Here is a 24,366-nt window from a genome sequence, read left to right on the forward strand (position 1 = left end):
TGGTCTTATAACGTAGTGTACTTCACATTATTTAAATTAAATTTTGATGATTGATGGGTTTTTTGTTGGTAGTTCATGAATATCATTTATTTGCATGGTTTTAAGAGTAATTCGAACTCGATCAAGGGGAAATTGCTGCAACATTACTGTGCAAAGTATCCTGAAATTCAGGTACATTTACCCGATTTAAACATGTCACCGAACGCTGCCATTGCGTATGTTTCTGGCCTGATTGAATCGATGCATGATGTGGCGTTACTGGGCAGCAGTCTCGGCGGATTTTATGCGACACATCTGGTCGCACAGCATGCTGTGCCTGCTGTACTGATCAATCCGGCAATGCGACCATGGCAACTGTTTCGTGAACTATTTGATGAGCAACTACCTTATCAGGTTCATCCGAAATGGTGTCTGGATGAAGCAGATCTGGTACAACTCCAGCAATTGGCCCTGCCTGTTGCACAAGATGCAGACAAAATACTGGTTCTGCTGCAACAAGGCGATGAAGTTTTGGATTATCGTGAAGCACATCGTTATTATAGTGCTGCGCATCCCCCTGCAATACTGATGACTGAAGCGCATGGCAGTCACGGGATGGATGATTTTGCGGAAAAAATTCCGTTCGTCTTACAGTTTTTATTGGACTGCATAAAAAAGGAAACCGAATAACGTGTCTCAATATACGGCTCAATCTCTTGAAGTTTTATCTGGTCTGGATCCGGTCCGTCGTCGTCCGGGCATGTATACCGATACTTCTCGTCCCAACCATTTGGCACAGGAAGTGATTGATAATGCTGTCGATGAGGCACTGGCAGGACATGCCAACAAGATTACCGTCACGGTCTATAAAGATGGTTCTTTATCAGTTGAAGACAATGGCCGTGGTATGCCGGTGGATATTCACCCTGAATACGGCCAGAGCGGTATTGAAATTATCATGACCAAACTGCATGCCGGCGGTAAGTTCAGCACCGATAATTACCAGTTTTCCGGTGGTTTGCATGGCGTTGGGATTTCAGTGGTCAATGCGCTTTCGACCCGGGTAGAAGTTGAAGTTCAGCGTCAGGGCAATCTGTATAAAATGGCCTTTGAAAATGGCGAACCGGTTGCACCGCTTGAAGTACTGGCAGGTAAGGCACCGAAACGGGTATCAGGAACTACTGTACAATTCTGGCCTGAAGCCAAATATTTTGATTCACCTAAATTTGCCCTCAAAGCGTTAAAACATAATCTCAAAGCCAAAGCTGTTTTGGCGGCGGGCTTACAGATCAACTATGTTGATCAGATCAATGATGAAAAGATCACCTGGCAGTTTGAAAATGGTCTGGTTGATTATTTGATGGATGAGCTGGAAGACCGTGAAATTATTCCGGCACCGGCTTTTGTCGCCACAGGCGATGCAGAACGCGCCAGCGCAGAATTTGCGATTTGCTGGAATGTCGAAGGTGGAGAAAGTGTTCAGGAATCTTATGTCAACCTGATTCCGACCGCACAAGGGGGAACGCATGTGAATGGTCTGCGTTCAGGCGTCACCGATGCGATGCGTGAATTCTGTGAACTGCGTAATTTGCTGCCGCGGAATATGAAACTCTCTGCCGAAGATGTCTGGGACGGCGTCAATTATATCCTGTCGCTGAAATTTCAGGAGCCGCAATTCTCAGGTCAGACTAAAGAACGTCTATCGAGCCGTGAAGCAGCTGGAATTGTGCAGAATATTGCCAAAGATGCCTTTGCATTATGGTTGAACCAGAATTCTGACATCGCCATGCAACTGGCAGAAATGGCCATTTCCAAAGCCGGTCGCCGTCTCAAAGCAGCGAAAAAAGTAGAACGTAAGAAAATTGTCGCGGGTCCAACCTTGCCGGGGAAACTGTCGGACTGTGTAGGCCATGATCTGGATCAGTCAGAACTGTTTATTGTGGAAGGGGATTCTGCGGGTGGTTCGGCCAAGCAGGCGCGTGATAAGAACTTCCAGGCGATTATGCCAATTCGTGGAAAAATCCTGAATACTTGGGAAGTCTCTTCTGACGAAGTTCTAGCATCGCAGGAAGTACACAATATTGCGATTGCCATTGGCGTTGATCCGGGTTCGGATGACTTGTCTGAACTGCGTTATGGCAAGGTCTGTATCCTGGCGGATGCCGACTCGGATGGTTTGCATATCGCGACTTTGCTGTGTGCCTTGTTTGTGAAGCATTTCCCGACTCTGGTAGAAGAGGGGCATTTGTATGTCGCAATGCCACCATTATTCCGTATTGATGACAACAAAGATGTGCATTACGCTTTGGATGAAGATGAGCTGAATAGCATCCTGAAAAAATGCAAAACCAAGAATCCGCAAATTACCCGATTCAAGGGGCTGGGCGAGATGAATGCCAGCCAGTTACGTGAAACCACACTTGATCCAAACACGCGCCGTCTGGTGCAACTAGATCTGGATGATGCTCATCATACTGCAGGTTTATTGGATAAACTTTTGGCGAAAAAACGTGCCAGTGACCGTAAAGACTGGTTAGAACAAAAAGGTAATCTGGCAGATTTGGTGGTTTAAACTATCGAATTTAAGCAATAAAAAATCCCGCAAGCGCGGGATTTTTTTGTTTTAAAACAGTGCAAAAATTACTCAAGATGCTGCACTTTATTTGTACATCATCTTCTATCTCACTTCTGCTATGTTTTCATTGCTCTTTGCGCGACCTACTTAGAGTTAAGCTCGGATACAGCATTTAAATACAGGTTTAATTCTTTTTAGTATTACTAAATTCATGATTCATAATACGAATAATGAGATCAGTTAAATTAATTTTTTTTATTTTTTGAAGCCTTGGCACAGAAATTGAATCACTCCATCCAGATGTACAACAAGACAAGCATGAAAAATGCACCATTATAAAGTTTGGAGAAAAATCTGATGTTCCAACGCAATTTATTTTCAAAAAGTATTTTAGCCGCAACCATGGCAGGGGCTGTTGCATTAACGGGATGTTCAAAATCTGCTGAAAAAGCAGAAGCCCCGGCCGCAGAAAGCAAAGTCGCAGACAGCGGCGACACGATTAAAGTCGGGATCCTGCATTCATTGTCAGGCACGATGGCAATTTCTGAGACCTCACTGAAAGACACGGCCTTAATGGCGATTAAGGAAATCAATGACAAGGGTGGGGTACTGGGTAAGAAACTGGAACCGGTGGTGGTCGATCCGGCATCAGACTGGCCACTCTTTGCAGAGCAAGCACGGCAGTTGATTACCCAAGACAAAGTTGCGGTAATTTTTGGTGCATGGACATCGGTATCGCGTAAATCTGTTTTGCCCGTTGTTGAAGAACTCAATAGTTTATTGTTCTATCCAGTACAGTATGAAGGCCAGGAACAATCAAAAAATATTTTTTATACCGGTGCTGCACCAAACCAACAAGCCATTCCTGCGGTGGAATACTTGATGAGTGAGGAAGGGGGTAAGGCTGAGCGTTTTGTATTGCTCGGTACGGACTATGTGTACCCACGGACCACCAACCAGATTTTACGTGCTTTCTTAAAGTCTAAAGGTGTGGCTGATGCGGACATCATGGAAGAGTACACTCCATTTGGTCACAGCAACTATCAAACCATTGTCGGCAATGTGAAGAAATTTGCAGCGGGTAAAAAGACCGCGGTGATCTCGACCATCAATGGCGACTCGAATGTGCCGTTCTACCGTGAACTGGGTAATCAGGGCATTAAAGCTTCTGATATTCCAGTGATGGCGTTCTCGGTGGGTGAAGAAGAACTGCGTGGTATTGATACCAAGCCATTGGTCGGTCATTTGGCGTCATGGAACTATTTCATGTCAGTGAAGAATCCGGTCAATACTGAATTCACCAAAAAGATGAAGCAATACGCGGTTGAATTTAAATTACCGAATGTCGATAAGCTAGTCACCAATGATCCAATGGAAGCGACCTATGTCGGTATCAACATGTGGAAGCAAGCCGTTGAAAAAGCAGGTTCTACAGAGGTCGATAAAGTCCGTGAAGCGATGGCAGGTCAGGAATTCAAAGCACCATCGGGCTATACCCTAAAAATGGATGCAAGTAACCATCACTTACACAAGCCAGTCATGATTGGCCAGATTCGTGGTGATGGTCAGTTTGATGTGGTCTACAAAACATCTCAAACTATTCAAGCAGAGCCTTGGAGCCCGTACATTCCTAAATAATACCTATCTTTTGCCTGCTACAGCCGTAGCAGGCATCCTCTGATTTTTTTCTTACTCTCCACGGAAAACTTCCAATGGAATAGGGGTGTATATAATGAATATTCGTGTGAATATCGCCACTATTTTTCTGTTGTGTATACAAATATTTTGTATGCAAATGGCAACAGCAGAAACCTCTTTACAACACAATAATTCAACCATAGCGATACAACCACAAGATGCGATTCAGCAATTTGTGCAAGGTGATTTTGCTCAACGTCGTGCTTTACTCAATCAATGGCCAGGCAGTATTGAACAGTTAGATCAGCTTGCAGAATATGTTGAAAACGACCAGCTTTATAGCGATTCTCAAGGACAAACCTATATTTTAGAAGCCGATGATCAGTTGCTCAGTTATCCAAGTTTAGATGCTGTTGCAGATTGGCCAAGCGACCTTGCACAAGTCACTTTGGTGAATACCTTGCGTAAAGCATTGACCTTTGGTTTGGCACAAAGCAAGTTGAAGTCGGATGATGCCTCTGAGCGTTTAGAAGCGATTGATATTTATGAAAGCAATCTTGCGGAACTTGATATAGCACATATCAATGCGCTGTATTTAAAAGAACAAAACAATAAAGTCAAAGCCCGTTTGGCACAACTGAAAGCGCGTCTGGATTATGAAAACTCAGATGTGCTCGTCAAAATTCAAGCCGCAAAAATTTTACAAGATTCTAATCGTCCTGATGTCTTGGCGATGATCGACAATGAGTTGTCACAGCCGACTATCCATCCTGAGCTGAAAGCGGCTTTGCTTGAAGCGAAAAACAGTATTAAAACCCGGATTCAAGCCAGTGAATGGACTGGGCATTTATTTTCAGGGCTGAGTACCGCCAGTATTTTGTTGCTTGCTGCACTGGGTCTTGCGATTACCTACGGTTTGCTCGGTGTGATTAATATGGCGCATGGTGAGCTCATTATGATTGGCGCCTATACCACTTATGTAGTGCAAAGCCTGTTTAAAAGCTATTTGGGCAGCTATGTCGATTGGTACTTAATCGCCGCGATTCCTGCGGCATTCTTGGTAAGTGGGCTGATCGGCATGTTGATTGAACGTACCGTGATTCGTCCGCTATATGGTCGCCAGTTGGAAACCTTGCTTGCCACTTTTGGTGTCAGCCTGATTCTGATGCAATTGGTACGCATGACTTTTGGTGCGCAAAATGTCGAAGTTTCTAACATTTCCTGGCTGTCAGGCGGGATCTCGATTACTCCAAGCTTGATGCTGCCCTATAACCGTATTGCGATTATTGTCTTTACCATTGCAGTGCTTTTGTTGTTGGTTTACCTACTGAATAAAACCCGTTTTGGTCTCTTCGTTCGTGCGGTGACACAAAACCGTCAAATGGCGCGAGCAGTCGGTATTCGTTCTAGTCGTATCGATATGACGGCCTTTGGTTTAGGTTCAGGTCTTGCAGGGTTAGCCGGATGTGCTTTGGCACAAGTGGGTAACGTCGGGCCGGATTTAGGGCAAAACTACATTATTGATGCCTTCTTGGTGGTGGTTGTCGGTGGTGTAGGTCAGGTGTGGGGTGCAGTCCTTGCAGCGCTTGGTCTGGGTATTAGCGGTACCGCCTTGGAAATTGGCATTGGTGCAGTACTGGCAAAAATTGTTCTCTTGGTGCTTGTGATTTTGTTTATTCAAAAACGTCCACAAGGTTTGTTTGCCATCAAAGGCCGTTTTGTGGAGTAAGCACATGAAGATCATACAATTATTATCCGACAAACCGCATAGTGGCATTGCGATTGCCGTGTGCTTTGCCATTTTATTGGCATTGCCATGGTTACACCTGTTACCTGCCGATTCAACCCTGCATTTATCTGCGTATTGGGTCACCCTGATTGGCAAAATCATGTGCTTGGCCTTGGTCGCTTTGGCACTCGATTTGGTGTGGGGTTATGCCGGCATTTTAAGTTTGGGGCATGGTTTGTACTTTGCCCTTGGCGGTTATGCCTTTGGCATGTACCTGATGCGCCAGTCTGCAGGGGATGGTATTCCTGACTTTATGCGCTTCCTGAGTTGGACGGAAGTGCCATGGTTTTGGGTGGGGACTGAATACTTCCTTTGGTCATTGGTATTGGTGGTATTAGTACCGGGCATCATTGCCTTTATTTTTGGCTTCTTTGCCTTCCGTTCCAAAATTAAAGGCGTGTATTTCTCGATTATTACCCAAGCTATGACTTTTGCTGCTGCATTACTTTTCTTCCGTAATGAAACCGGCTTTGGTGGCAACAACGGCTTTACCGGTTTTAAAACCATTTTAGGCCTGGACATTACCTCGGCATCGATGCGGGCAAGTTTGTGCTTTATCACCGCTTTGGTATTGTTGCTGTGCTTTATTGGTTTACGTCATTTAATGAATAAACCTTATGGCCGTGTACTCGGTGCAATTCGTGACAGCGAAAACCGTCTGCAATATTTGGGCTACCGTACCTTGTGGTACAAGCTCTCGGCATGGGTGCTATCTGCGGTGATTGCAGGCATTGCAGGGGCACTGTATGTGCCACAAGCCGGCATTATTAACCCAAGTGAAATGAACCCGGTGAACTCGATTGAAATGGCAGTCTGGGTGGCAGCGGGTGGACGTGGCACGCTGATTGGTCCATTGATTGGGGCAGGCTTAATCAATGGAGTAAAAACCTATTTTACTTCGGCTTATCCTGAAGCATGGCTGTTGATTTTGGGTACGTTATTTATTGTAGTGACCATCTTCCTGCCAAAAGGCATTATTGGTCTGTTTGACCGTTTTAAAAAGGAGCGTAGCGAATGAGCGAGATCCTACAACCGCATGGTGGTCATGCCACTGAAGGCTATGGTCGTCCTAAAGAACAAGGCGCGGACTTTACCCACGGTATTGCGCTGTATTTAGAAAAAGTCAGCGTCTGGTTTGATGCTTTTCGTGCCTTAAATGATTTGTCGCTCTACATTGAAGAAGGGGAATTACGCTGCATCATCGGGCCGAACGGGGCAGGTAAAACCACCCTCATGGATGTGATTACCGGTAAAACGCGACCAACCGAAGGCACAGCATTTTTTGGGCAAAACTACGATTTAGCCAAAATGAGCACTGAACAAATTGCCGAAGCAGGCATTGGGCGTAAGTTCCAAAAACCGACCGTGTTTGAAAATTTCACCGTCATGGAAAATCTGTTACTTGCTGCACCCAAAGACAAGCGCGTGAAAAAGAGTTTCTTTAGCAAACTCGATCCCGATGCCCAAAATGCCCTGGATGAATCACTTGCGCAAATTCGTCTGCAAGAGTTCATTAATAAACCTGCTGGCTTGCTGTCGCATGGTCAAAAGCAATGGTTAGAAATCGGCATGTTGTTGATGCAACGTCCAAAACTGATTTTACTGGATGAACCTGTAGCAGGCATGACCGATGCCGAAACCGAGCGCACGGCGGAGCTGTGTTTAGAACTCAAGAAAAATCACACCCTCGTTGTGGTTGAGCATGACATGAGCTTTATCGATACTATTAGTGAAAAAGTCACGGTATTGGCACAAGGCGCAATTTTAGCAGAAGGCACATTGGCAGAAGTACAAGCCAATGAAGATGTCATTGAAAAGTATTTAGGACGTTAAGGAGACCGTGATGTTAGAAGTCAAAGACGTCAATCAATTTTATGGTGGCAGTCATATTTTACGTGATGTGTCGTTGACTGCACCTGTGGGTGAGTGTTCGGTGGTGCTTGGGCGCAATGGTGTAGGGAAAACCACGCTCCTTAAATGTCTGATGGGTATTTTACCGATTAAATCCGGACAGATTTTGTTGGATGGCAAGGACATTTCGAAACTCAGTCCTGAACAGCGTGTCCGTGCAGGTCTGGCTTATGTGCCCCAAGGTCGAGATATTTTTTCAACTTTAACCGTGGAGGAAAACATCCTCATTGGTATGGCGAAATTTAAAGGCGCAAAGACACGCAAAGTGCCTGAGCATCTCTATGAAATTTTCCCTGTGTTGGATGAAATGAAGCATCGCCGTGGCGGAGATTTGTCTGGTGGTCAGCAGCAGCAGCTTGCCATTGCACGAGCACTTGCTTCTGAACCGCGTGTGCTGATTTTGGATGAACCGACTGAAGGTATTCAGCCATCCATTATTAAAGACATTGGACGGGTGATTCTTAAACTTGCTGATGGTGGTGAGATGGCGATTGTGTTGGTAGAGCAATTCTATGATTTTGCTGAAGAACTTGCTGATGCTTATACCGTGATGGCACGTGGGCAGGTTGTGGCGCAAGGTGTGGGCAGTGAAATGCCTGAGAAAGGTATTCGGGAGTTGGTGGCGATTTAAGGCTTTTAGCTCCTTCTCCTATGGGAGAAGGCGGGGGATGAGGGTTTATCTTTATTTACCTCTCCCTAATCCTCTCCTAGAAGGAGAGGGAAAAAGCCTCCCTAAGCAAGATATAAGCACTGCTTTATATCGAAGCGTAAGAAAGGGAGGTTTGGAGGGATTAAATTTTAAATCTCCTCTTACGAAGCAGAGCTTCTCATCTCTTAAAGAGAGGGGAATTTTCTTTTTTGAATAATGGAGGGATTAGATCTCCGTATTTTCATTCCATAAAAAATAGCCGCCGTACTGACTTGGACGGTATTCACCACCGATGGATTTGCCTTGGTCAGTTAAAAAATGTTTACCCGTGTCATTCAGCTTTAAAAAGCCTTTATCCACTAACTTTTCAAGTAAATCTGCTGTTTTAATTTTATATTTGGCAGCCAGTTTGGAGGTGGTCAATTTACTAAAGGCATTAGCTTCTTCATCAGTTTGACCTAAATCCTCAGTGTTCGGATTAGCTTTGACTTCATCTAAGCTGATCCGGACTTCTTCGCTAATCCGAATAATACGCTGCGCTTCTTCATACGCATCTTTAAAAACCTCATCATCTTCATACTTACGAACTGAAATGCCCATTTCATTGTTATTGACCTGGCTAAATTCATATAAATTCAAACTCGAAATAATACATTCCGATTCATTGAGATAGCACTTTGCATGCAGGTTTTTGCAGAAACTCAAACGCACATAGTCCAGTTTTTGAATCCATTTGATTTCTTCAGGATGCAAATCACTTTTGCCATAGACAATGCGAACATCAATTTTTAACCGGTCTTTGTCTTCTAATAATTCTTTAATACGGTCATTGAGACGTAAATACGGACTGATTAAAATTAGACGTTCTTTGGCATTTTTAATGAGTTCTTCTAAGAAAAAATTGGTTGCACTGGTATTTAGAAATTTAGCCATATTTTCCCTGTAATATTTTGAATATTATGTTTGTTATAGGGGAATAAGATATCGCTGAATCAGCAATCACTCAACCTTTAAATACATGCCATCCGCTGAGACATTATGGCCAAAACCGCAAGACATTGGATTGTTGCTATTCACCACAATCTGTTGTCCAATTTGAGCGTTAAACTGAAATTTCAAATCAATTTTGCAATCTTCTACGCTGTAATTGGCCTGAGCTTTATTCAGCGACATACGGGTTAAAAATTCTCCCATATTTGGTCCATAAATCAGACTGCGTAAACCCATATAGAGTCCATTAAACTCAATCTGGTAGGCATTCGAAGCCCGTTTAACTTCCATCGTATTCCACTGACCAAAACCTGCATAGCGGACATATTTTCCTGCAAAATTCTTCGGTTTTTCTGGTGCAGGTAACTGTTTTAGATTGAACTGGCTGGCTTTAGTATTCGGAAAAACGGAAAACCAGGCGCGTGCCCATTGCGGTTTTCCAAGCTTGGCATAACTTAAACCGACATTATTAAATGCCGTGGTGATATCACGCTCAGAAAAAGCTGTAACGCCGTCTTCTACATTCATCGCACAAAAAGATGACCAAGCGGCTTGTTGCTCAAATTGCGCTATAGCCTTTTGATATTGTTTTTGGTCGTAGAATTTCTTGCCATTATTTGCATAGCTTTGCACTTTGCTACAGCCTGAGCGGAGCTCTTTTTCAAAATCTGAATCAGCAAAAGTGTGCGCGCTTAAACCTAAAAGACCGATAGACAATAGAGATTTATACATAGTGTTATTCAGTATGATTTTGAGCTGAATAATACATAGCCGCTAGTATAAGTAAATAGAACTTGTGCTTATTAAACTGGATAACAACCAAATATCGTGATGACCAAATATTAAAAAGCTGAAAAGGAGTGTCCAGAAAGCAGTTCTGGAATAGCTTTAAACTAAGAATGAATCAAGCTCGATCCAGATTCAGTTGCAAGAGGACCAAATCACGCCATTGCCCAAACTTCTGTCCGACTTGCGGCATATAGGCAGTTTGAACGAAACCCAGTTTTTCATGCAGACGAATCGATGAGGTGTTTTCTGAATCAATCGCTGCGACCATGATATGCAATTTCTGTACTTGAGCCTGTTCAATTAAATACTGTAATAATTTAGAACCCAAACCTTGCCCTGCATAATCTGGATTTAAAAAGATGGAATGTTCTACCGTCTGTTGAAAGCCCTGAATACTACGAAACTGATCATAACAAGCATAGCCAGCAACGACTTGATTTCGCGTATCTTCAACCACAAAAACCGGGAAATTCTGATTTTTAAGCTGTTTAAACCAGATTTTGAAATAGTTCAGATCAAAGGCTGTTCTGTTCCAGGTCGCAGTACCATAAAGTACTTCCTGATTATAAATCTTGAGGATGGTTTCAAGATCATGTTCGGTCGCAGGTCGAATATCAAAATCAGGCATATTCTTGTTCTAGTAGAGGTGAGCTGAAATCACAGTTTAAAAAAAGCAGAACCGGAGTTCTGCTTTCGATCATACATCAATTAGAAATGATATTTCACAAGTGCGCTGACATTGTTTTCATCTTGATTTTTAAGACCAAACTTATTGTTCCACACTGAATGTTCAACACCGAGGTATAAACGGGTATCTGGAGAAATGTGTTTGCCCGCATTCCATTTCCACTGTGTAGTCCAGTTTAACTCGCTTGCTTGAGCGTCTTTTTCAGCAGTTGACCAATCAAGGAAGCCATCTACAAGAAAATCTTCAGCACCCAGTTTAAATGGCACACCATAGGTAAGCGTCATTTGATAATCGTCTTTATTGCCAAACACTTTTTCATTGTTTGCACGATAAAGATTTAAGCTTGCATATTGAAAGTATGGGATATCAAGGTCAAAGCCCACGCCATATAGGAAGTTATCAGCATTATCTGAACCTTCCCACGTTGTTGAAATAAGCACATCTTTCACTGGACCAAAGGCAAGTTTTTGGCCTGTAACTTCGCTTAAGCTTAAACGTGGTGATAACTCAAAGTACGTACTTTTAACATCATCGCCACCGCGCAGACGATCCATAAAGAAGAATACATCTGCATATTTAACTTTTGCAGCATATTCAACAGTTAAAGTAGTTTGCTGATCGTCTACAACTTCATAGTTTTCGCCATAAAGACCTGTAACGCTAAAGTCCTGCCAAACTGGTTTTGCTTGAGCAAATGCTGCAGTTGAAGCCAATGCACAAAGTGCCGTAAGTTGTGTAAATTTCATTTAAATCTATCCCCCCGAGAAAGCAGAATAAGCATACAGATTAATAAGTAAAAATAAAGTTAAAAGTGATCGCTGACTTAAATATATTTCAGCCCCCATGAGTTGAATGAAGACGATCATCTTCCTCAGTTTTCATTGCCTTTCGCTGATACTTCTCTAAATTATTATTTTTTAAATAAAGTTGAATATGTAGTGCCTTAAAAGACTGAATGTATAACTAAAAATATAAAATCACTTCAATTTACGATGATTAACTTACAAAATCAGTAAAAAATAGGGGGGGATATACAGATTGTTTAGTAATTAATTTGGGCCTGAGGCTGAACAGCTTTGTTCTGTTTGTGTAATGAGGTTAGTTTGAAAATCTCAAATGACCGTCGTTTTATAAGCCTGTTCTCAGCCTCTTCAAGTGAGATTGAACGGTCTTATATTTCAATAAAAAATTATTTTGCAGGTTGTTATTTTAAAATGACGAAAGAGTATTTTTCCCGGTTATGCAAAAGCAACTAAATAATGATAAAGCAAATGATCTATTCAGGACTGTAAGGCTGACTAGGCGCTGATCTTATAAGATAAATTATTAGGTAAAAGTGAGCTAATTTCGATAAAAAATACTTTTAATTCCTCCTTTTTTAGGTTTTCTGGTCGAGTGTTATTTAAGCGATTTATCGGTCTGGCTAAAAAATTATTTCAAATTAAATCATGTGAAAGGTTGTGAAATTTCCGTTTGAAAAATCCTGTATTTTTGAGCTGAGTAAGCAGTTGTCACAATGGATTATTCTTTTGCTAAAAAACCAAAATATCACTTGCATATTTCCAAGATACAGCCGATATTCAAGATATAAGGACACGATTCTGCAGACTCAAAAATGTGTTCATCATTCAAAATGGAGGGTGTGATTCCAATCATTTGAAGAAGTGAAATGCGATGCGAAACAGCAAGCTACAAACGTGCCAAGATAAAAAATTTTGCACTCAAAAGTTACAAAGATTGAGGATGGTAATATATGAATATTGAACTTCGTACCGATAACCACATTCAGAATAGTGATCGTTTAATTACTTATGTACGGGAAGAATTAAATCAAGAATTCCAGCGCCACAGCGAACGTATTACCCATTTTTCAGTCCATCTTAGTGATGAAAATGGCGCCAAAGGCGGCGATGACGATATTCGTTGTATGATTGAAGCGCGTCCTGCAGGCTTGAAACCTGTCGTAGTCAATCATCGTGGCCATAATGTCGATACTGCGATCCATGGTGCAATTGACCGACTAAAACGTAGTCTGGAACATGTGATCGAGAAAAAAGACAATGTTCGTCCTGGCGCTCTCGAACTAGCAGACACAGATACTGCGGATATCGAAGACTAAGCCGAACCGATTTGAAAAAGCCCTGCGGGGCTTTTTTCGTATTAAACAAAAATATAGTTATGAGAAGCACAACAAATCCTGCTTTATTCGGCATAATAGTCGAAAACGAATCAAAGTGAGCTCCATCATGTTAACTGCGCAACAACAACTTTTTGTGCAAGCACTCGAAGAATTAAATCTGGACCAGGTCAAACAGCTGCTGGCAGATGGACTCAACCCGAATTTTATTGATCATGACAAAGGCCCGGTGATTTCGGTCTGGTCAGATGGCCTGTTTAAATGGTGGGAAGAAGTGTGTGAGCTGTATGAAGCCGGAACACCACTTTCAGAAGAGGAGAAACAGGCACGTTTGGCGGTACATTTACAGATTCTGGAAGAACTGATCCAGGCCAAAGTGAATCTGCATTTGTGGGATGCAGAAGAAATTTATGGTCCACTCTGGGATGCCGCAAGTGCCGCATGCGCGCCAGCTGTACAGCGTTTACTGGATGAAAAAGTCGATCCAAATAGCAAAGATGAAGATGGCATGACTATTTTATCTTCAATTAGTGATCTATTCTTTGATTGTGATTTTGATGAAATCAACTGGTCAGAAGCCTTGGATGAAGAAAAACAGACGCTAGAACTGCTTCGCAAGCATGGCGCAAAAATGACCAAAGAACTCAGTTAAATTTTAATAAAGAGCTCCAACATGACAACATTAAAAACCTTGGGTTTGATTGCACTGGCCGGTTGTAGTGCACAGCTTTTCGCAGCAGATTTTGAATTTGATCGACCAGGTGAGGGTCTCAGTACTGGAATTACTCCAGTCGGAAATGTCGCTTGGGAGCAAGGCTTGCCTACAGCGCGTTATAGCAAGTCGGGCGATCAGACCGCGACCACACTCAGTGCAGATATGTTGTTACGTACCGGACTCAGTGATGATCTGGAATTGCGTTTAGGTTGGGCTGGCCCGACCTGGACCCAAGTGAAATCCAATGGCCAGACCGAAGAAGATGATGGTCTGGGCGATGTTAGTATTGGTCTGAAAAAGGCCATTGATTTGGATGATGACAAACTCAGTATGGCTTTGCTGGCCGAAGCCATCATTGCAACAGGCAATGCCGGTTTCACTAATGAAGAAGATATTTACAGCTTGGGTTCTGTCGTGTCGTATCAATATAATGACTTGGTCAGTACCGCATTGACCATGCGTTATGAATGGCAGGACAGCAACTGGGCAGTGTCTGCGATTCCTTCTCTAGGCTACCGCATTACTGATCGCTGGTCAGGTTATTCTGAACTGATTTACCGTAAAGCGGAAAGTGTCGATAATCAATACGCACTCGGTACCGGGGTCATGTATGCTTTAAACGATCGTGTCCAGTTAGATGCGAATGTCGGTGTAGATCTGGATGGTGCAGATCGAAGCTACTTCTCAGGCCTAGGTTTCTCTGTGCTGTTCTAAGATACTCATTCATAGAAGATGAAATACTCGCAGTTCCCGACCTGGGGGAAAATGCTTGCCCCGGTTATTTTGGGAAGCACCTTGTTCAGCAGTCCTGCTCAGGCGGAAACTGCATTGTTGTCTGCCGAGCAGGCCTTTCCTGTGAGCGTGATCTCCACCAGTCAGCAGCAGGCTGAACTGAGCTGGCAGATTCCGGACAACTATTATCTGTATCAGCATAAAATTGAAGTCCGGCAGGGCAACCAGCCGGTGACGTTTGAGTTGCCACCCGCTGAAGATTTATATGATGACAACTATGGGCATACCCAGGTTTATTATCAGCAGTTAAAGTTTCAGATCCCGACTCAGGCGGGGCGATCCTATCAGGTCAGCTGGCAGGGTTGTGCCAAAGACCGGATCTGTTATCCGCCACAAACCATTCAGTTCAAGACCGATTTGTCCGGTCTGGTGCAATTTGAAGCTGCCGGATCAGGAACAAAGCGTTTACTTGATCTGAATACTTCATCACTGCAACACAATACCCTGTTTAATACAGCAGATTCTTCAGAATCTACAGCAGATGAAATCTCTGCATCAGCCAACACACAAACCGAACCCTATGCAGCACAAGACCAGAAATGGTCAGCCCAACTGCTTGAACGCTCTTTGGGCTATGGGCTTTTGCTGTTTTTCGGCCTGGGAATTTTACTGGCGTTTACGCCGTGTTCCTTGCCGATGCTGCCGATTCTGACCTCACTGATTGTACGTGACAGTAAAGGCCTGAAAGCCTGGATGATTGCACTGACTTTTGTCAGCAGTATGGCTGCTGTCTATGCAGTACTTGGCCTAATTGCATCTTCGGCCGGCCTGAATTTTCAGCGCTGGTTGCAGCAACCTGGGACTTTAATTGCTTTTAGTGTGCTATTTGTCCTGTTTGCCCTGAATCTGTTTGGCCTGTTTGAAATCAAACTGCCGCAACGTCTGGTTCATCGTCTGGACCGGGCACAAGCCATGCAACAGGGAGGTAGTCTGGTCAGTGCGGGCGTTATGGGCATGATTTCGGCGCTTCTGGTAGGACCATGCATGACCGCACCACTGGCAGGTGCATTGTTGTTTATTTCCCAGACACAAAGTCAGTGGCAGGGGGCTCTGTTGCTGTTTACTCTGGGTTTTGGGATGGGCACGCCTTTATTGCTGGCCAGTATTCTGGGGGCACGGATTCTGCCTAAAGCTGGGCACTGGATGAATCAGATCAAAGTGCTCTTTGCCTTTATCATGCTGGCACTGGCGCTGTATTTTATTCGCCCACTCATTTCAGAAGCGGCTTTACAATGGTTATCCTTAGCTTTGGGTATGACCTTCGTGGCTTATGTGCTGTTCCGGATTTTCTGGCATCGTACCGGTTTGAGATGGCTATATATCCTGTGTCTAGTACTGGCCGTGCCTTATATTGCTTATAGTCAATATCAGCACAGTCAGCGTTTTTTTGTGGAGCAGGCGAGTACAGAAACCAAGTGGCATGTAGCACGCAGTGCAGCAGAATTTCAGCAGATTTTGGCCAAGGCACCGCAAGGGCAAAAGATCATTATTGATGTCTACGCCGACTGGTGTGTCGCCTGTCAGCCGATCGAACATCGTATTTTAAAATCTGCAGCGGTGCAGCAGGCTCTGGCGCCATATTTCCTGATCAAGCTGGATTTAAGCCAATATAATGCCTCTCATCAAGCGCTGTTAAACCAATGGAAAATTCTCGGGCCGCCAACGTATTTATTTTTGAATGCACAGCAGCAGGAAATTCGTGGCTTGCGTTTGACCGGTGCCTTTAGCGAGGTAGAATTGCTGGCACAACTGCAAGCGTTGGCTCAAAGTGAAAATCCATAATCTAGTTCTTAAAAAAAGCTGAACCCGTTTAAGAAACCTGCATCTGTGCTGGCACCGGTTCAGCATAGGCTTTGACCAGATTACGTCCGCCGGCTTTGGCCTGATAAAGCGCCTGATCGGCCTGACTTAATAACTATTGCGGGCGTAATTCCGCGCTAGAAATGGCAATCCCGAAACTGGCGGTCACCGGAATCAGCTCACCCTCATCACTGAAAATCTGCAATTGCTGAATGGCAATGCGGCAGCGTTCAGCCACTTGTTCGGCTTTTTCCAGACTGGTATTTTTAAGCACGAGAATAAATTCTTCCCCACCAAAACGGCCGACCACATCACTTTCGCGTAATTGCTGGTTCAGCACGGCACTCACTTCGACTAAGGTTTCATCGCCCTTATGATGGCCATAGTGATCATTAATTTTCTTGAAATGATCCAGATCTAATAGCACTAAAGCATAATTGGGAGTGGCTGCGGCATTCAGTTTATCCAGACATTGGTTGATGCTACGGCGGTTAAACAGGTTGGTGAGCGGATCAATCTGACTCAGCTGTTTGATCAGCTGCTCGCGATGACGCCATTGGCTCAGCAGAATCTCGAATAACACCATGCAGACGGCCAGAATTGGCAAAATGAAATACAGCATCGATAACAGCCAGAAACCATTATAGAAAAGCTTGTCATCGATATTAAATAGCGGTGAATAAGGCAATTGATGACCGAAACTTAAATAGGCACATCCGCCCAGAAAAATGGAGGCAGGAATCAGCATGCTATAGACTAGCGTGCGATGAAACAGTACCAGACCGACCATAATTAAGCAGACGTAAGCGGTGGTAGCCACCGGACTGATCACGCCGACGATATAGGCATCCCGACATAACGAAACCACAAAGGTGCCAACTGCTAGATAGGGTAGATAACGTTACACCAGACGGTTGCCCTGAAATTTATAACAGGGATAAATTAGCAAGGCTAAAATCAATAAAAAACTGCCGTTCAGCACGACTTGTGAATAAACCCGTTCAATATGTACATATTGCCAATACTCAGGATTGAATAAAACAAACAGGTCCCAGCCGAGCCAGGTCAGATGTACACCGCATCCCAAGGTCAGCATCAGGATGCATTTCTTCAGGATACGCCAGTTCATCACGACTTCATCTTCGACCAGATATTTCTTGATTCTGTGTCTTAGCACTTTTTCTAATACAGGCGATATTCGCTTCATGGTCCCGGTCTGACTTTAATTGTTATGGCAGATTTTTTAAGACTTATTGGATATTTATAGCTTTATTTACACAAGATAACATAAGTTTGAATGCTTGATAAACAACAATATTTAAAACATTTTTGTGATTTAGTTGATATCTGATCTGCTCATTCTTTGCCTATAGCATAAGTGATCTAGGCTATACCAAAGGGTTCTAATCAAAATTAAAGAGGTTAAGAGGCATACAGTTTTGTTCTAAATTCAGGATGATGTGTTTTATTTGTGCTAATTATTTCAATATGGTCAATCGTTAAAATGGCTGCATTGTTAGAAACAACCAAAGATAAAGAGCGAAGCCATGAAAGTTTTACAGATTGATTCCAGTATTTTAGGAGATGCTTCTATTTCGCGTCAGTTGACTCAGGCCGTGGTGGAACAATTGCAGCAAAAATATGCTGAGGCCATTGAAGTTGAGTACCTGGATCTGGCAGCACAGCCTATTCCCCATCTTACTGCCGAAATTTTAATGGGCCAGAATGCAGAACAGACGGCATTGGGCGAGGAAATTTTAGATCAATATTTACAGGCTGATGTCGTGGTGATTGGTGCAGCGATGTATAACTTCGGTTTGCCATCAACCCTAAAAGCCTGGATTGACCGGATCTGTGTCGCGGGACGTACTTTTAAATATACCGAACAAGGTCCTGTGGGTTTGGCGGGCAATAAGAAAGTGTATATTGCCAGCAGCCGTGGTGGTGTCTATGGCGAGCAAAGCCCGGCTGATTTTCAGGAGGCTTTCCTGAAAACCGTGTTTAACTTTACCGGTGTGAATGATATCGAAGTGATTCGTGCTGAAGGAGTGAACATGGGCGAAGCGGTTAAAGCCCAAGCATTGCAAACTGCATTGCAGCAAGTTCAGGCCATTTAAAACCTAAAGCCTCTTTTCAAAGGGTCAGCTACGGCTGACCTTTTTTATATGCTAAATCATGCTTAATCTCGGTCCAGACGATGGGCAAATTCTGCAAGATCGGTCAGCGCCTGTTTGGCTTCATCGAACCAGGCACTGAACATCTGGAAGTTGTGCCACATGCCGGTATAGAGTTTAAATTCGACCTCGACACCCGCCTGTTCCGCTTTTTCTTTAAAACGACTAGCATCATCCAGCAGAATTTCCTTGGAACCTACCTGAATATGAATCGGTGGCAAGCCGGCTAAATCGGCAAAAAAAGGAGAAACTTCCGGATCACCACGATCAATCGAACGCGGCACATAATATTCAATCCCGGTTAGAACCGTTTCCAGAGACAGCAGGGCATCATGCTTCTGGTTATAACGTAAAGATTCACTGGTCAACGTTAAATCCAGCAGTGGAGACAGCAGAATCAGACCGCTGACCTGTGGCAGACTTTCCTGCTGTATTTTGAGTGCCAGCGCCAAGGCCAGATTGGCACCGCAAGAATCGCCGGACAGAATAATATCTTTGGCCTGAACACCTTGATCCAGTAGCAGATTATAGACATCAAACAAGGCTTCCAACGCTTCTGGATAGGCAGATTCGGGTGATAGCGGATAATCGACATGCAGCACCTGCATCTGGGTTCGAGCCGCAATTTGAGTCATAAAGGCACGATGGGTATTTAAAGAACCTAAGTAAAATGCGCCGCCATGAATATGAAAAATCAGCTGGGTCGATTCCTGCTGCGGCTTAATTTCTTCCGCGCGCAGTCCGGCCAATCGAAGCGAGCGAATCTGTACCGTTTTATCCTGAGGGAAAAGTTTGCACATCTGTTCCAGAGCAATGCGCATTGAACTCGGTGGAAGACTGAATCTGCTCGGGGCACGAATGGCCGTTTTTAAAAAGCTTTCTGTAATTAATTGTTTCGTTAGCGGGCTTATCTTCATCTTCCTTCCATCTTTTTGTGCTTTTATTGATCGTGTAGATTATTTACCAACCATATTTACAAGGTTACACTAAATAGTCACACCTAAAAATTGAAAAATTGTTGTGACTTTTTAATACTACATGGGTCTATTTTCAGACTAAGGAAATGAAGAAAAATGAAAAAAATAGCGCTTACGTTAGGACTACTAGGCTTATCTGCACTGGCGAATGCTGCGGATCCTTTAAACGGCACGGTATGGAAAACCATTGATGATAAAACCAAGCAACCTAAGGCCCTGGTTAAGTTTACTGAACAAAAGAATGGCACCTTGACGGCAAGTATTCAGTCGGTGTTAACCAAAGGTGAAGAAAATGCTTGTACCAAATGTGAAGGTCCATATCACAACAAATCTCTGAAAGGCCTGACCATTGTCAAAGGGCTTAAAAATGCCGGTGGCACCAGCTATGAAAGTGGTTCGATTCTGGACCCACAATCAGGCAAAACGTATAAGTTGAAAGGCCAGCTGGCAGACGGTGGCAAGAAACTTGAATTACGTGGTTTTATTGGTGTAGCGGCATTGGGTCGTAACCAGACCTGGATTCGTGCTAACTAATCCATTGAAGTTGAAATGCAAAAGCCTGACTGATGTCAGGCTTTTTTGTAGATGGAATGCAAGGTACAGCTTAGTCGTTCAATGCACGATAAGCACTTTCATCAAAACCAGCAATAAATCCTGTCGCGGTCGCCAAGATCGGACGTTTAATTAAGCTGGTATGTGTGGTTAATGCGCTAATTAAGGCATCTTCACTGGATAGCGCCGTTTGCTGTTCTGCTTCACTGAGTTTGCGCCAGGTTGTACCTTTTTTATTCAAGACCACATCCTGACCCAAGGCATTCAGCCAGGTTTTGACGGTTTCAGTATCGATTCCCTGTTTTTTATAATCATGAAATTCATAACTCAGGCCTTGCTCAGTCAGCAGGTCAAAGGCTTTTTTCATCGAACTGCAATTTTTAATTCCGTAAATTTTTAACATAGCTGCCATCTAAAAAATTTAATGATGGGTTAGCTTAACCAAATTGACCGCAGCAGACCATGAAAAAATCACATGAAAAAATTTAAAATATCAAGACAGGCATGTCATCAAAATGACATTAAGCCGCTTTAAACTGGGCAGCAAGAACAAGAAGAACCAGAACTAGTAGAGCTCTTGCATAAACGAATAATAAGCATGCTATTTATATTTAAAATAGATGTTGGAAATCCCTTCATCCTTTTGGGATGAGAAATACGACTTCGCAAGAGGATGAGGGGAATTTTCTTTATTTTAAAATAATTAAACATGATTTTTATAAGAACCTGCATCATCGCAGACAGTAGAAATAGAAAACCCGCATTTAATCATCCTGATCATGCGGGTCTCAATCCAACGTCCAATGTCACATCCATGCAAAACAAGCTACATCTATAGTCTGTTTTATTTTCGTCCTACGGCGTCCTGTCCTTATATTGTCATCCTGACATGTCCCTGTGCCGTGTCGCTATAATGCTATGTTATTACATTGAGATAAACCCAAAAAATACGTCATGTCTTGTAAGACATAAACCTTAATTGAGTGAACAGTCGTTCACTCAATTAAATCATCAGGCTCTTTATAGTTTGTAGTCAATAATCACCGGGGCATGATCACTAAACCATTGTTCTTTATAGACCCAGGCATTGACGGTACGCTCTTTCCAGTCTGGAGAGCAGGCTTGATAGTCAATGCGCCAACCGACGTTCTTTGCGCGGGCTTGGCCACGGTTTGACCACCAGGAATATAATTCGGCTTCTTTACGCACTTCACGGAAAGTATCGACATAACCGAGTTCATCATAGATATGATCCAGCCAGGCACGCTCATGCGGTAAACAGCCTGAGGCTTTCTGGTTACCCGACCAGTTTTTAATATCAATCCGTTTATGCACGATGTTGTAATCCCCACAAACAATCACCGATTTATTTTCATCGCGCCACTGTTTCAGGATTTTTTTATATTCATCCAGGAAATGATCCTTGCGTGCCTGTGCCTCATCACCCGATGAACCGGATGGCAGATAGAGCGAACAAATATGTGCAGTCTGATCCAGACCCAGATCAAACTCGGCAGAAATGAAGCGACCTTGTGAATCGGCCAATTCAAAGCCCAGACCATCGGTCAAGGATACAAAAGGCAGGCGGCTATAAATGGCCGTACCGGCATAACCTGGGCGTTCGGCAGGAAACAGGTGCGTATACCAGCCTTCTGGTTTGAATTTATCGGTCCACTGCGCATGGGTGATCCGGCTTTCCTGCATGCAAATTACATCGGCATCGGACTGTTCCATCCATTCCAATAACCCTTTGGTGACGGATGAGCGTAAACCGTTGACATTAATTGAAACGACACGAAGAATTTTTTGATCACCTGGATAGCTACTCTTTGGTATCATGCGCAAGTCTTACCTTAATTAATGGATTTAGGAGCACCTCATGTCAACGCCAGCTCAGTTTAACCCGCAAGCTTTTATCGAACTCGCATTATCACGCGGTGTGCTTAAATTTGGTGAGTTTACTTTAAAATCGGGGCGTGTGAGTCCTTATTTTTTTAATGCGGGTCTGTTGAATGATGGTGAAGCCTTGACACTGCTGGCTTCTGGCTATGCTGCAAAACTGACTGAATGTGACCATGTTGAAGTGATTTTTGGCCCTGCATATAAAGGCATTCCTTTTGTGGCAGCAACTGCTGTGGCTCTGTCGCAAAATCATGGGGTAAGTGTGCCGTGGGGTTTTAATCGCAAGGAAGCCAAAGACCATGGCGAGGGTGGCGTATTGGTCGGTGCTTCTGTAGAAGGTAAAAAAGTCTGGATCATTGATGATGTGATCACCGCAGGCACAGCGATTCGTGAAGTCGTCACCATCCTGAAAAATGCCGGTGCGCAGATTGCGGGTGTGCTAGTTGCATTAGACCGTCAGGAAAAAGGTCAGGGCGAACTGTCTGCGATTCAGGAAGTGCAGCAAGAGCTTGAGATTCCTGTACATGCCTTAATTACCATGAAAGATTTAATGGACTATCTGGAAGCGAAAGGCGACCTAGCAGCTTTGGCGAAAATGGAAGATTACCGTGTTAAATATGGGATCTAAGCCTAGATTGGCATAGAAAAGGAAGCTTGAGCTTCCTTTTTTTGTAGATGTTCAATTTGCTAAACATTTGAAATTTATTATCTCTGTCTATTCTTGTAAGCATTGGCTTACATCAATTCCAGCACTTTGCGGCTGTTTTGAATAGTGGAAATTTCCTATGATAGCTTTAACAGGAACAGGAGGTTCCACACAAGAATAACAATAGATAAATACAAGGAAAGTAAGGTACGACAGGAGTTATACCAAGCGAACCCATACGGAAAGCCCCTGGCAGGATGCTAGGGGTTTTTCATTTTTATCTTTTATAAAGTCCCACTGAGCAGCAGTGATTCAGAAACATGATTCTTAAAAATTCATTGTTAATGAGCTAAATAGAGGAGCAGAAAACCTTTCACCAAAATTATGAATCTTCAGAGCTAAAAAAAGCACCTGAAGGTGCTTTTTCTTATTGCTGGGCTAAATTATAGCGCAACGATATTGATCGCATTTGGACCTTTTTGACCATCAACCACGCTAAAAGAAACGCGTTGACCTTCAAACAAAGTTTTGAAACCAGAACTGCTGATTTCTTTGAAATGAGCAAAAACGTCAGGACCTGATTCTTGTTGAATAAAACCAAAACCTTTAGTTTCGTTAAACCATTTTACTGTACCGGTAACTGTAGTAGACATAATATAACCTGTTAAATTTTAATAATTTTAGTCATAGAAATGACTATGGATAACTTGGAAAAACAATAAGAATTGAAATAAAGATCTGAAAAAACTGAGGATTATAAATAATACTGCGGCACTTAAAGAAGCTTAACTAAACAACGCTTTTTTCTAGTTAAACACAGCATAGCCTAAATCAGAAAATATTCAAGTTTTTTATATTTATTATTTATTTTTCTTATAAAAGTGGCTCAGTTCTTCTTTTTTTTAAAATTTCAAGCTGGTTTTGCCTTGAGCTTTATCGGTTGAATTTGAGCTCTAACGAAGCTAAACAATGAAATACACGTTGTGTTTGTGTTACTTTATGTTAATCAGAATCGTTCAGTACTCAGCAAGATTTTACTAAGTCAGTGTATTTTATAACTTTGGGTAAATTAATATCTGTAGCTTTAAGATAGTTATCGTCATTGCTCATGTATAAAAATCCACCTATATTAAAATTCAATTGGAAAAATTAACTATAAGAATTTCTTGATTTTAATTTAAAACCAAATACGAGTGAGTCTCATGGATTACTGGAACAGTGTGTTACTTATATCCATCATCACCATGGTTGGACTGGCCATGATCATCCTGTTCGTCGGATGTAAAATGTGGAAGAACTTGGTGGTCACTTTACTGATTGCCACCTTGATTGGTTTTCTGATTGTATGTGCAATCAATTTTGTTTTTGGCGATCGTCTTCAATTTCTATGGGGTGCCCCTGAGACTGGTGATAGTAATTTTATGCTGGAAATAGGGCTGCTGAGCCTGTTAATTGGCGGTGTAAGTACCTTTATCATTATGTTAGGCACTTTGGTTGCTAAAAGTAACAGTGGAAATCAAGGCGATGAAGACTAGTTTTTCGCAAAATAACAAGTGTCTTAATGAGCGGGAAAGTACAGAAAAGCATTGCATGTACAGTTCATAGGCTTAAAAAATCTTTCTCAGTCAAATGTATAGTGCCATAGCGCTACGGGACATGAATG

23 protein-coding genes and 1 pseudogene are annotated in these 24,366 nt (G+C 43.0%); 15 read left to right on the forward strand and 9 right to left on the reverse strand.

Annotated features, from left to right (window positions below):
- Nucleotides 1–75 precede the first annotated feature (75 nt).
- The 7 genes from F995_RS12545 to urtE all read left to right on the forward strand — a co-directional run bounded on the left by F995_RS12545 (nt 76) and on the right by urtE (nt 8,523).
- Nucleotides 76–669 carry a YqiA/YcfP family alpha/beta fold hydrolase gene (locus F995_RS12545; protein ID WP_004647208.1) on the forward strand — a complete coding sequence of 198 codons (594 nt, stop codon included), beginning with the start codon at nt 76–78 and terminating at the stop codon, nt 667–669.
- A 1-nt stretch (nt 670) separates the two neighbouring features.
- Complete coding sequence (parE, locus tag F995_RS12550) at nt 671–2,551, forward strand: DNA topoisomerase IV subunit B (RefSeq protein WP_004647209.1); 1,881 nt, start codon at nt 671–673, stop codon at nt 2,549–2,551.
- Nucleotides 2,552–2,911: 360 nt separating this feature from the next.
- Complete coding sequence (urtA, locus tag F995_RS12555; RefSeq protein ID WP_004647210.1) at nt 2,912–4,192, forward strand: urea ABC transporter substrate-binding protein; 1,281 nt, start codon at nt 2,912–2,914, stop codon at nt 4,190–4,192.
- A 94-nt stretch (nt 4,193–4,286) separates the two neighbouring features.
- Nucleotides 4,287–5,921 (forward strand): urea ABC transporter permease subunit UrtB, encoded by a 1,635-nt coding sequence (urtB, locus tag F995_RS12560; protein ID WP_004647211.1) that lies wholly within the window; start codon nt 4,287–4,289, stop codon nt 5,919–5,921.
- 4 nt (nt 5,922–5,925) lie between these two features.
- Complete coding sequence (gene urtC, locus F995_RS12565; RefSeq protein WP_004647212.1) at nt 5,926–6,999, forward strand: urea ABC transporter permease subunit UrtC; 1,074 nt, start codon at nt 5,926–5,928, stop codon at nt 6,997–6,999.
- On the forward strand, nt 6,996–7,814 hold the full coding sequence (gene urtD / locus F995_RS12570; protein WP_004647213.1) for an urea ABC transporter ATP-binding protein UrtD: 819 nt from the start codon (nt 6,996–6,998) through the stop codon (nt 7,812–7,814). Before urtC ends, urtD begins: the two co-directional genes overlap by 4 nt.
- A 10-nt stretch (nt 7,815–7,824) precedes the next feature.
- Nucleotides 7,825–8,523 carry an urea ABC transporter ATP-binding subunit UrtE gene (gene urtE / locus F995_RS12575; protein ID WP_004647215.1) on the forward strand — a complete coding sequence of 233 codons (699 nt, stop codon included), beginning with the start codon at nt 7,825–7,827 and terminating at the stop codon, nt 8,521–8,523.
- 243 nt (nt 8,524–8,766) lie between these two features.
- On the opposite strand, the gene F995_RS12585 is transcribed toward urtE, so the two are convergent.
- The 4 genes from F995_RS12585 to F995_RS12600 all read right to left on the reverse strand — a co-directional run bounded on the left by F995_RS12585 (nt 8,767) and on the right by F995_RS12600 (nt 11,754).
- Complete coding sequence (locus F995_RS12585; RefSeq protein ID WP_004281281.1) at nt 8,767–9,474, reverse strand: phospholipase D family protein; 708 nt, start codon at nt 9,472–9,474, stop codon at nt 8,767–8,769.
- Nucleotides 9,475–9,540: 66 nt separating this feature from the next.
- On the reverse strand, nt 9,541–10,263 hold the full coding sequence (locus F995_RS12590; RefSeq protein ID WP_004647217.1) for a hypothetical protein: 723 nt from the start codon (nt 10,261–10,263) through the stop codon (nt 9,541–9,543).
- A gap of 172 nt (nt 10,264–10,435) precedes the next feature.
- Complete coding sequence (locus F995_RS12595) at nt 10,436–10,948, reverse strand: GNAT family N-acetyltransferase (RefSeq protein WP_004647218.1); 513 nt, start codon at nt 10,946–10,948, stop codon at nt 10,436–10,438.
- Between the two features lie 80 nt (nt 10,949–11,028).
- Nucleotides 11,029–11,754 carry an outer membrane protein OmpK gene (locus F995_RS12600; protein ID WP_004647219.1) on the reverse strand — a complete coding sequence of 242 codons (726 nt, stop codon included), beginning with the start codon at nt 11,752–11,754 and terminating at the stop codon, nt 11,029–11,031.
- 1,007 nt (nt 11,755–12,761) lie between these two features.
- Here F995_RS12600 and F995_RS12605 point away from each other — a divergent pair.
- The 4 genes from F995_RS12605 (at nt 12,762) to dsbD (ending at nt 16,434) form a co-directional block, all read left to right on the forward strand.
- On the forward strand, nt 12,762–13,127 hold the full coding sequence (locus F995_RS12605) for an HPF/RaiA family ribosome-associated protein (protein WP_004647220.1): 366 nt from the start codon (nt 12,762–12,764) through the stop codon (nt 13,125–13,127).
- A 127-nt stretch (nt 13,128–13,254) separates the two neighbouring features.
- Nucleotides 13,255–13,797: a hypothetical protein gene (locus F995_RS12610; RefSeq protein ID WP_004647221.1), complete on the forward strand. Its 543-nt coding sequence runs from the start codon at nt 13,255–13,257 to the stop codon at nt 13,795–13,797.
- A gap of 21 nt (nt 13,798–13,818) precedes the next feature.
- A complete protein-coding gene (locus F995_RS12615; protein WP_004281287.1) occupies nt 13,819–14,574 on the forward strand; it encodes a transporter in 756 nt (251 codons plus the stop codon).
- A gap of 18 nt (nt 14,575–14,592) precedes the next feature.
- A complete protein-coding gene (gene dsbD / locus F995_RS12620) occupies nt 14,593–16,434 on the forward strand; it encodes a protein-disulfide reductase DsbD (RefSeq protein ID WP_004647222.1) in 1,842 nt (613 codons plus the stop codon).
- A gap of 28 nt (nt 16,435–16,462) precedes the next feature.
- On the opposite strand, the pseudogene F995_RS17180 reads toward dsbD, so the two are convergent.
- Nucleotides 16,463–17,659: pseudogene (locus F995_RS17180) on the reverse strand (GGDEF domain-containing protein).
- Nucleotides 17,660–17,999: 340 nt separating this feature from the next.
- Here F995_RS17180 and F995_RS12635 point away from each other — a divergent pair.
- Nucleotides 18,000–18,569, forward strand: coding sequence for an FMN-dependent NADH-azoreductase (locus F995_RS12635; protein WP_004281290.1), 570 nt, complete (start codon nt 18,000–18,002; stop codon nt 18,567–18,569).
- Nucleotides 18,570–18,631: 62 nt separating this feature from the next.
- On the opposite strand, the gene F995_RS12640 is transcribed toward F995_RS12635, so the two are convergent.
- The gene (locus F995_RS12640; RefSeq protein WP_004647226.1) at nt 18,632–19,543 is read right to left on the reverse strand and encodes an alpha/beta hydrolase; all 912 of its coding nucleotides are present in this window, start codon (nt 19,541–19,543) and stop codon (nt 18,632–18,634) included.
- Nucleotides 19,544–19,699: 156 nt separating this feature from the next.
- Here F995_RS12640 and F995_RS12645 point away from each other — a divergent pair, with 156 nt between their 5' ends.
- Nucleotides 19,700–20,137: a DUF2147 domain-containing protein gene (locus F995_RS12645; RefSeq protein WP_004281292.1), complete on the forward strand. Its 438-nt coding sequence runs from the start codon at nt 19,700–19,702 to the stop codon at nt 20,135–20,137.
- A gap of 70 nt (nt 20,138–20,207) precedes the next feature.
- Here F995_RS12645 and F995_RS12650 read toward each other — a convergent pair whose 3' ends face one another.
- Both F995_RS12650 and F995_RS12655 read right to left on the reverse strand, forming a co-directional pair.
- A complete protein-coding gene (locus F995_RS12650) occupies nt 20,208–20,558 on the reverse strand; it encodes a Spx/MgsR family RNA polymerase-binding regulatory protein (protein WP_004281293.1) in 351 nt (116 codons plus the stop codon).
- 617 nt (nt 20,559–21,175) lie between these two features.
- The gene (locus F995_RS12655; RefSeq protein ID WP_004647227.1) at nt 21,176–21,994 is read right to left on the reverse strand and encodes an exodeoxyribonuclease III; all 819 of its coding nucleotides are present in this window, start codon (nt 21,992–21,994) and stop codon (nt 21,176–21,178) included.
- A gap of 40 nt (nt 21,995–22,034) precedes the next feature.
- Here F995_RS12655 and pyrE point away from each other — a divergent pair, with 40 nt between their 5' ends.
- On the forward strand, nt 22,035–22,685 hold the full coding sequence (gene pyrE, locus F995_RS12660; protein ID WP_004647228.1) for an orotate phosphoribosyltransferase: 651 nt from the start codon (nt 22,035–22,037) through the stop codon (nt 22,683–22,685).
- A 461-nt stretch (nt 22,686–23,146) separates the two neighbouring features.
- On the opposite strand, the gene F995_RS12665 is transcribed toward pyrE, so the two are convergent.
- Complete coding sequence (locus F995_RS12665; protein WP_004281299.1) at nt 23,147–23,356, reverse strand: cold-shock protein; 210 nt, start codon at nt 23,354–23,356, stop codon at nt 23,147–23,149.
- 549 nt (nt 23,357–23,905) lie between these two features.
- Between F995_RS12665 and F995_RS12670 the strand changes: the two genes are divergently transcribed.
- Nucleotides 23,906–24,238, forward strand: coding sequence for a hypothetical protein (locus tag F995_RS12670; RefSeq protein WP_004647229.1), 333 nt, complete (start codon nt 23,906–23,908; stop codon nt 24,236–24,238).
- Nucleotides 24,239–24,366 lie beyond the last annotated feature (128 nt).

The organism is Acinetobacter sp. CIP A162, assembly GCF_000367905.1.
Classification (GTDB): Bacteria; Pseudomonadota; Gammaproteobacteria; order Pseudomonadales; family Moraxellaceae; genus Acinetobacter; species Acinetobacter lwoffii.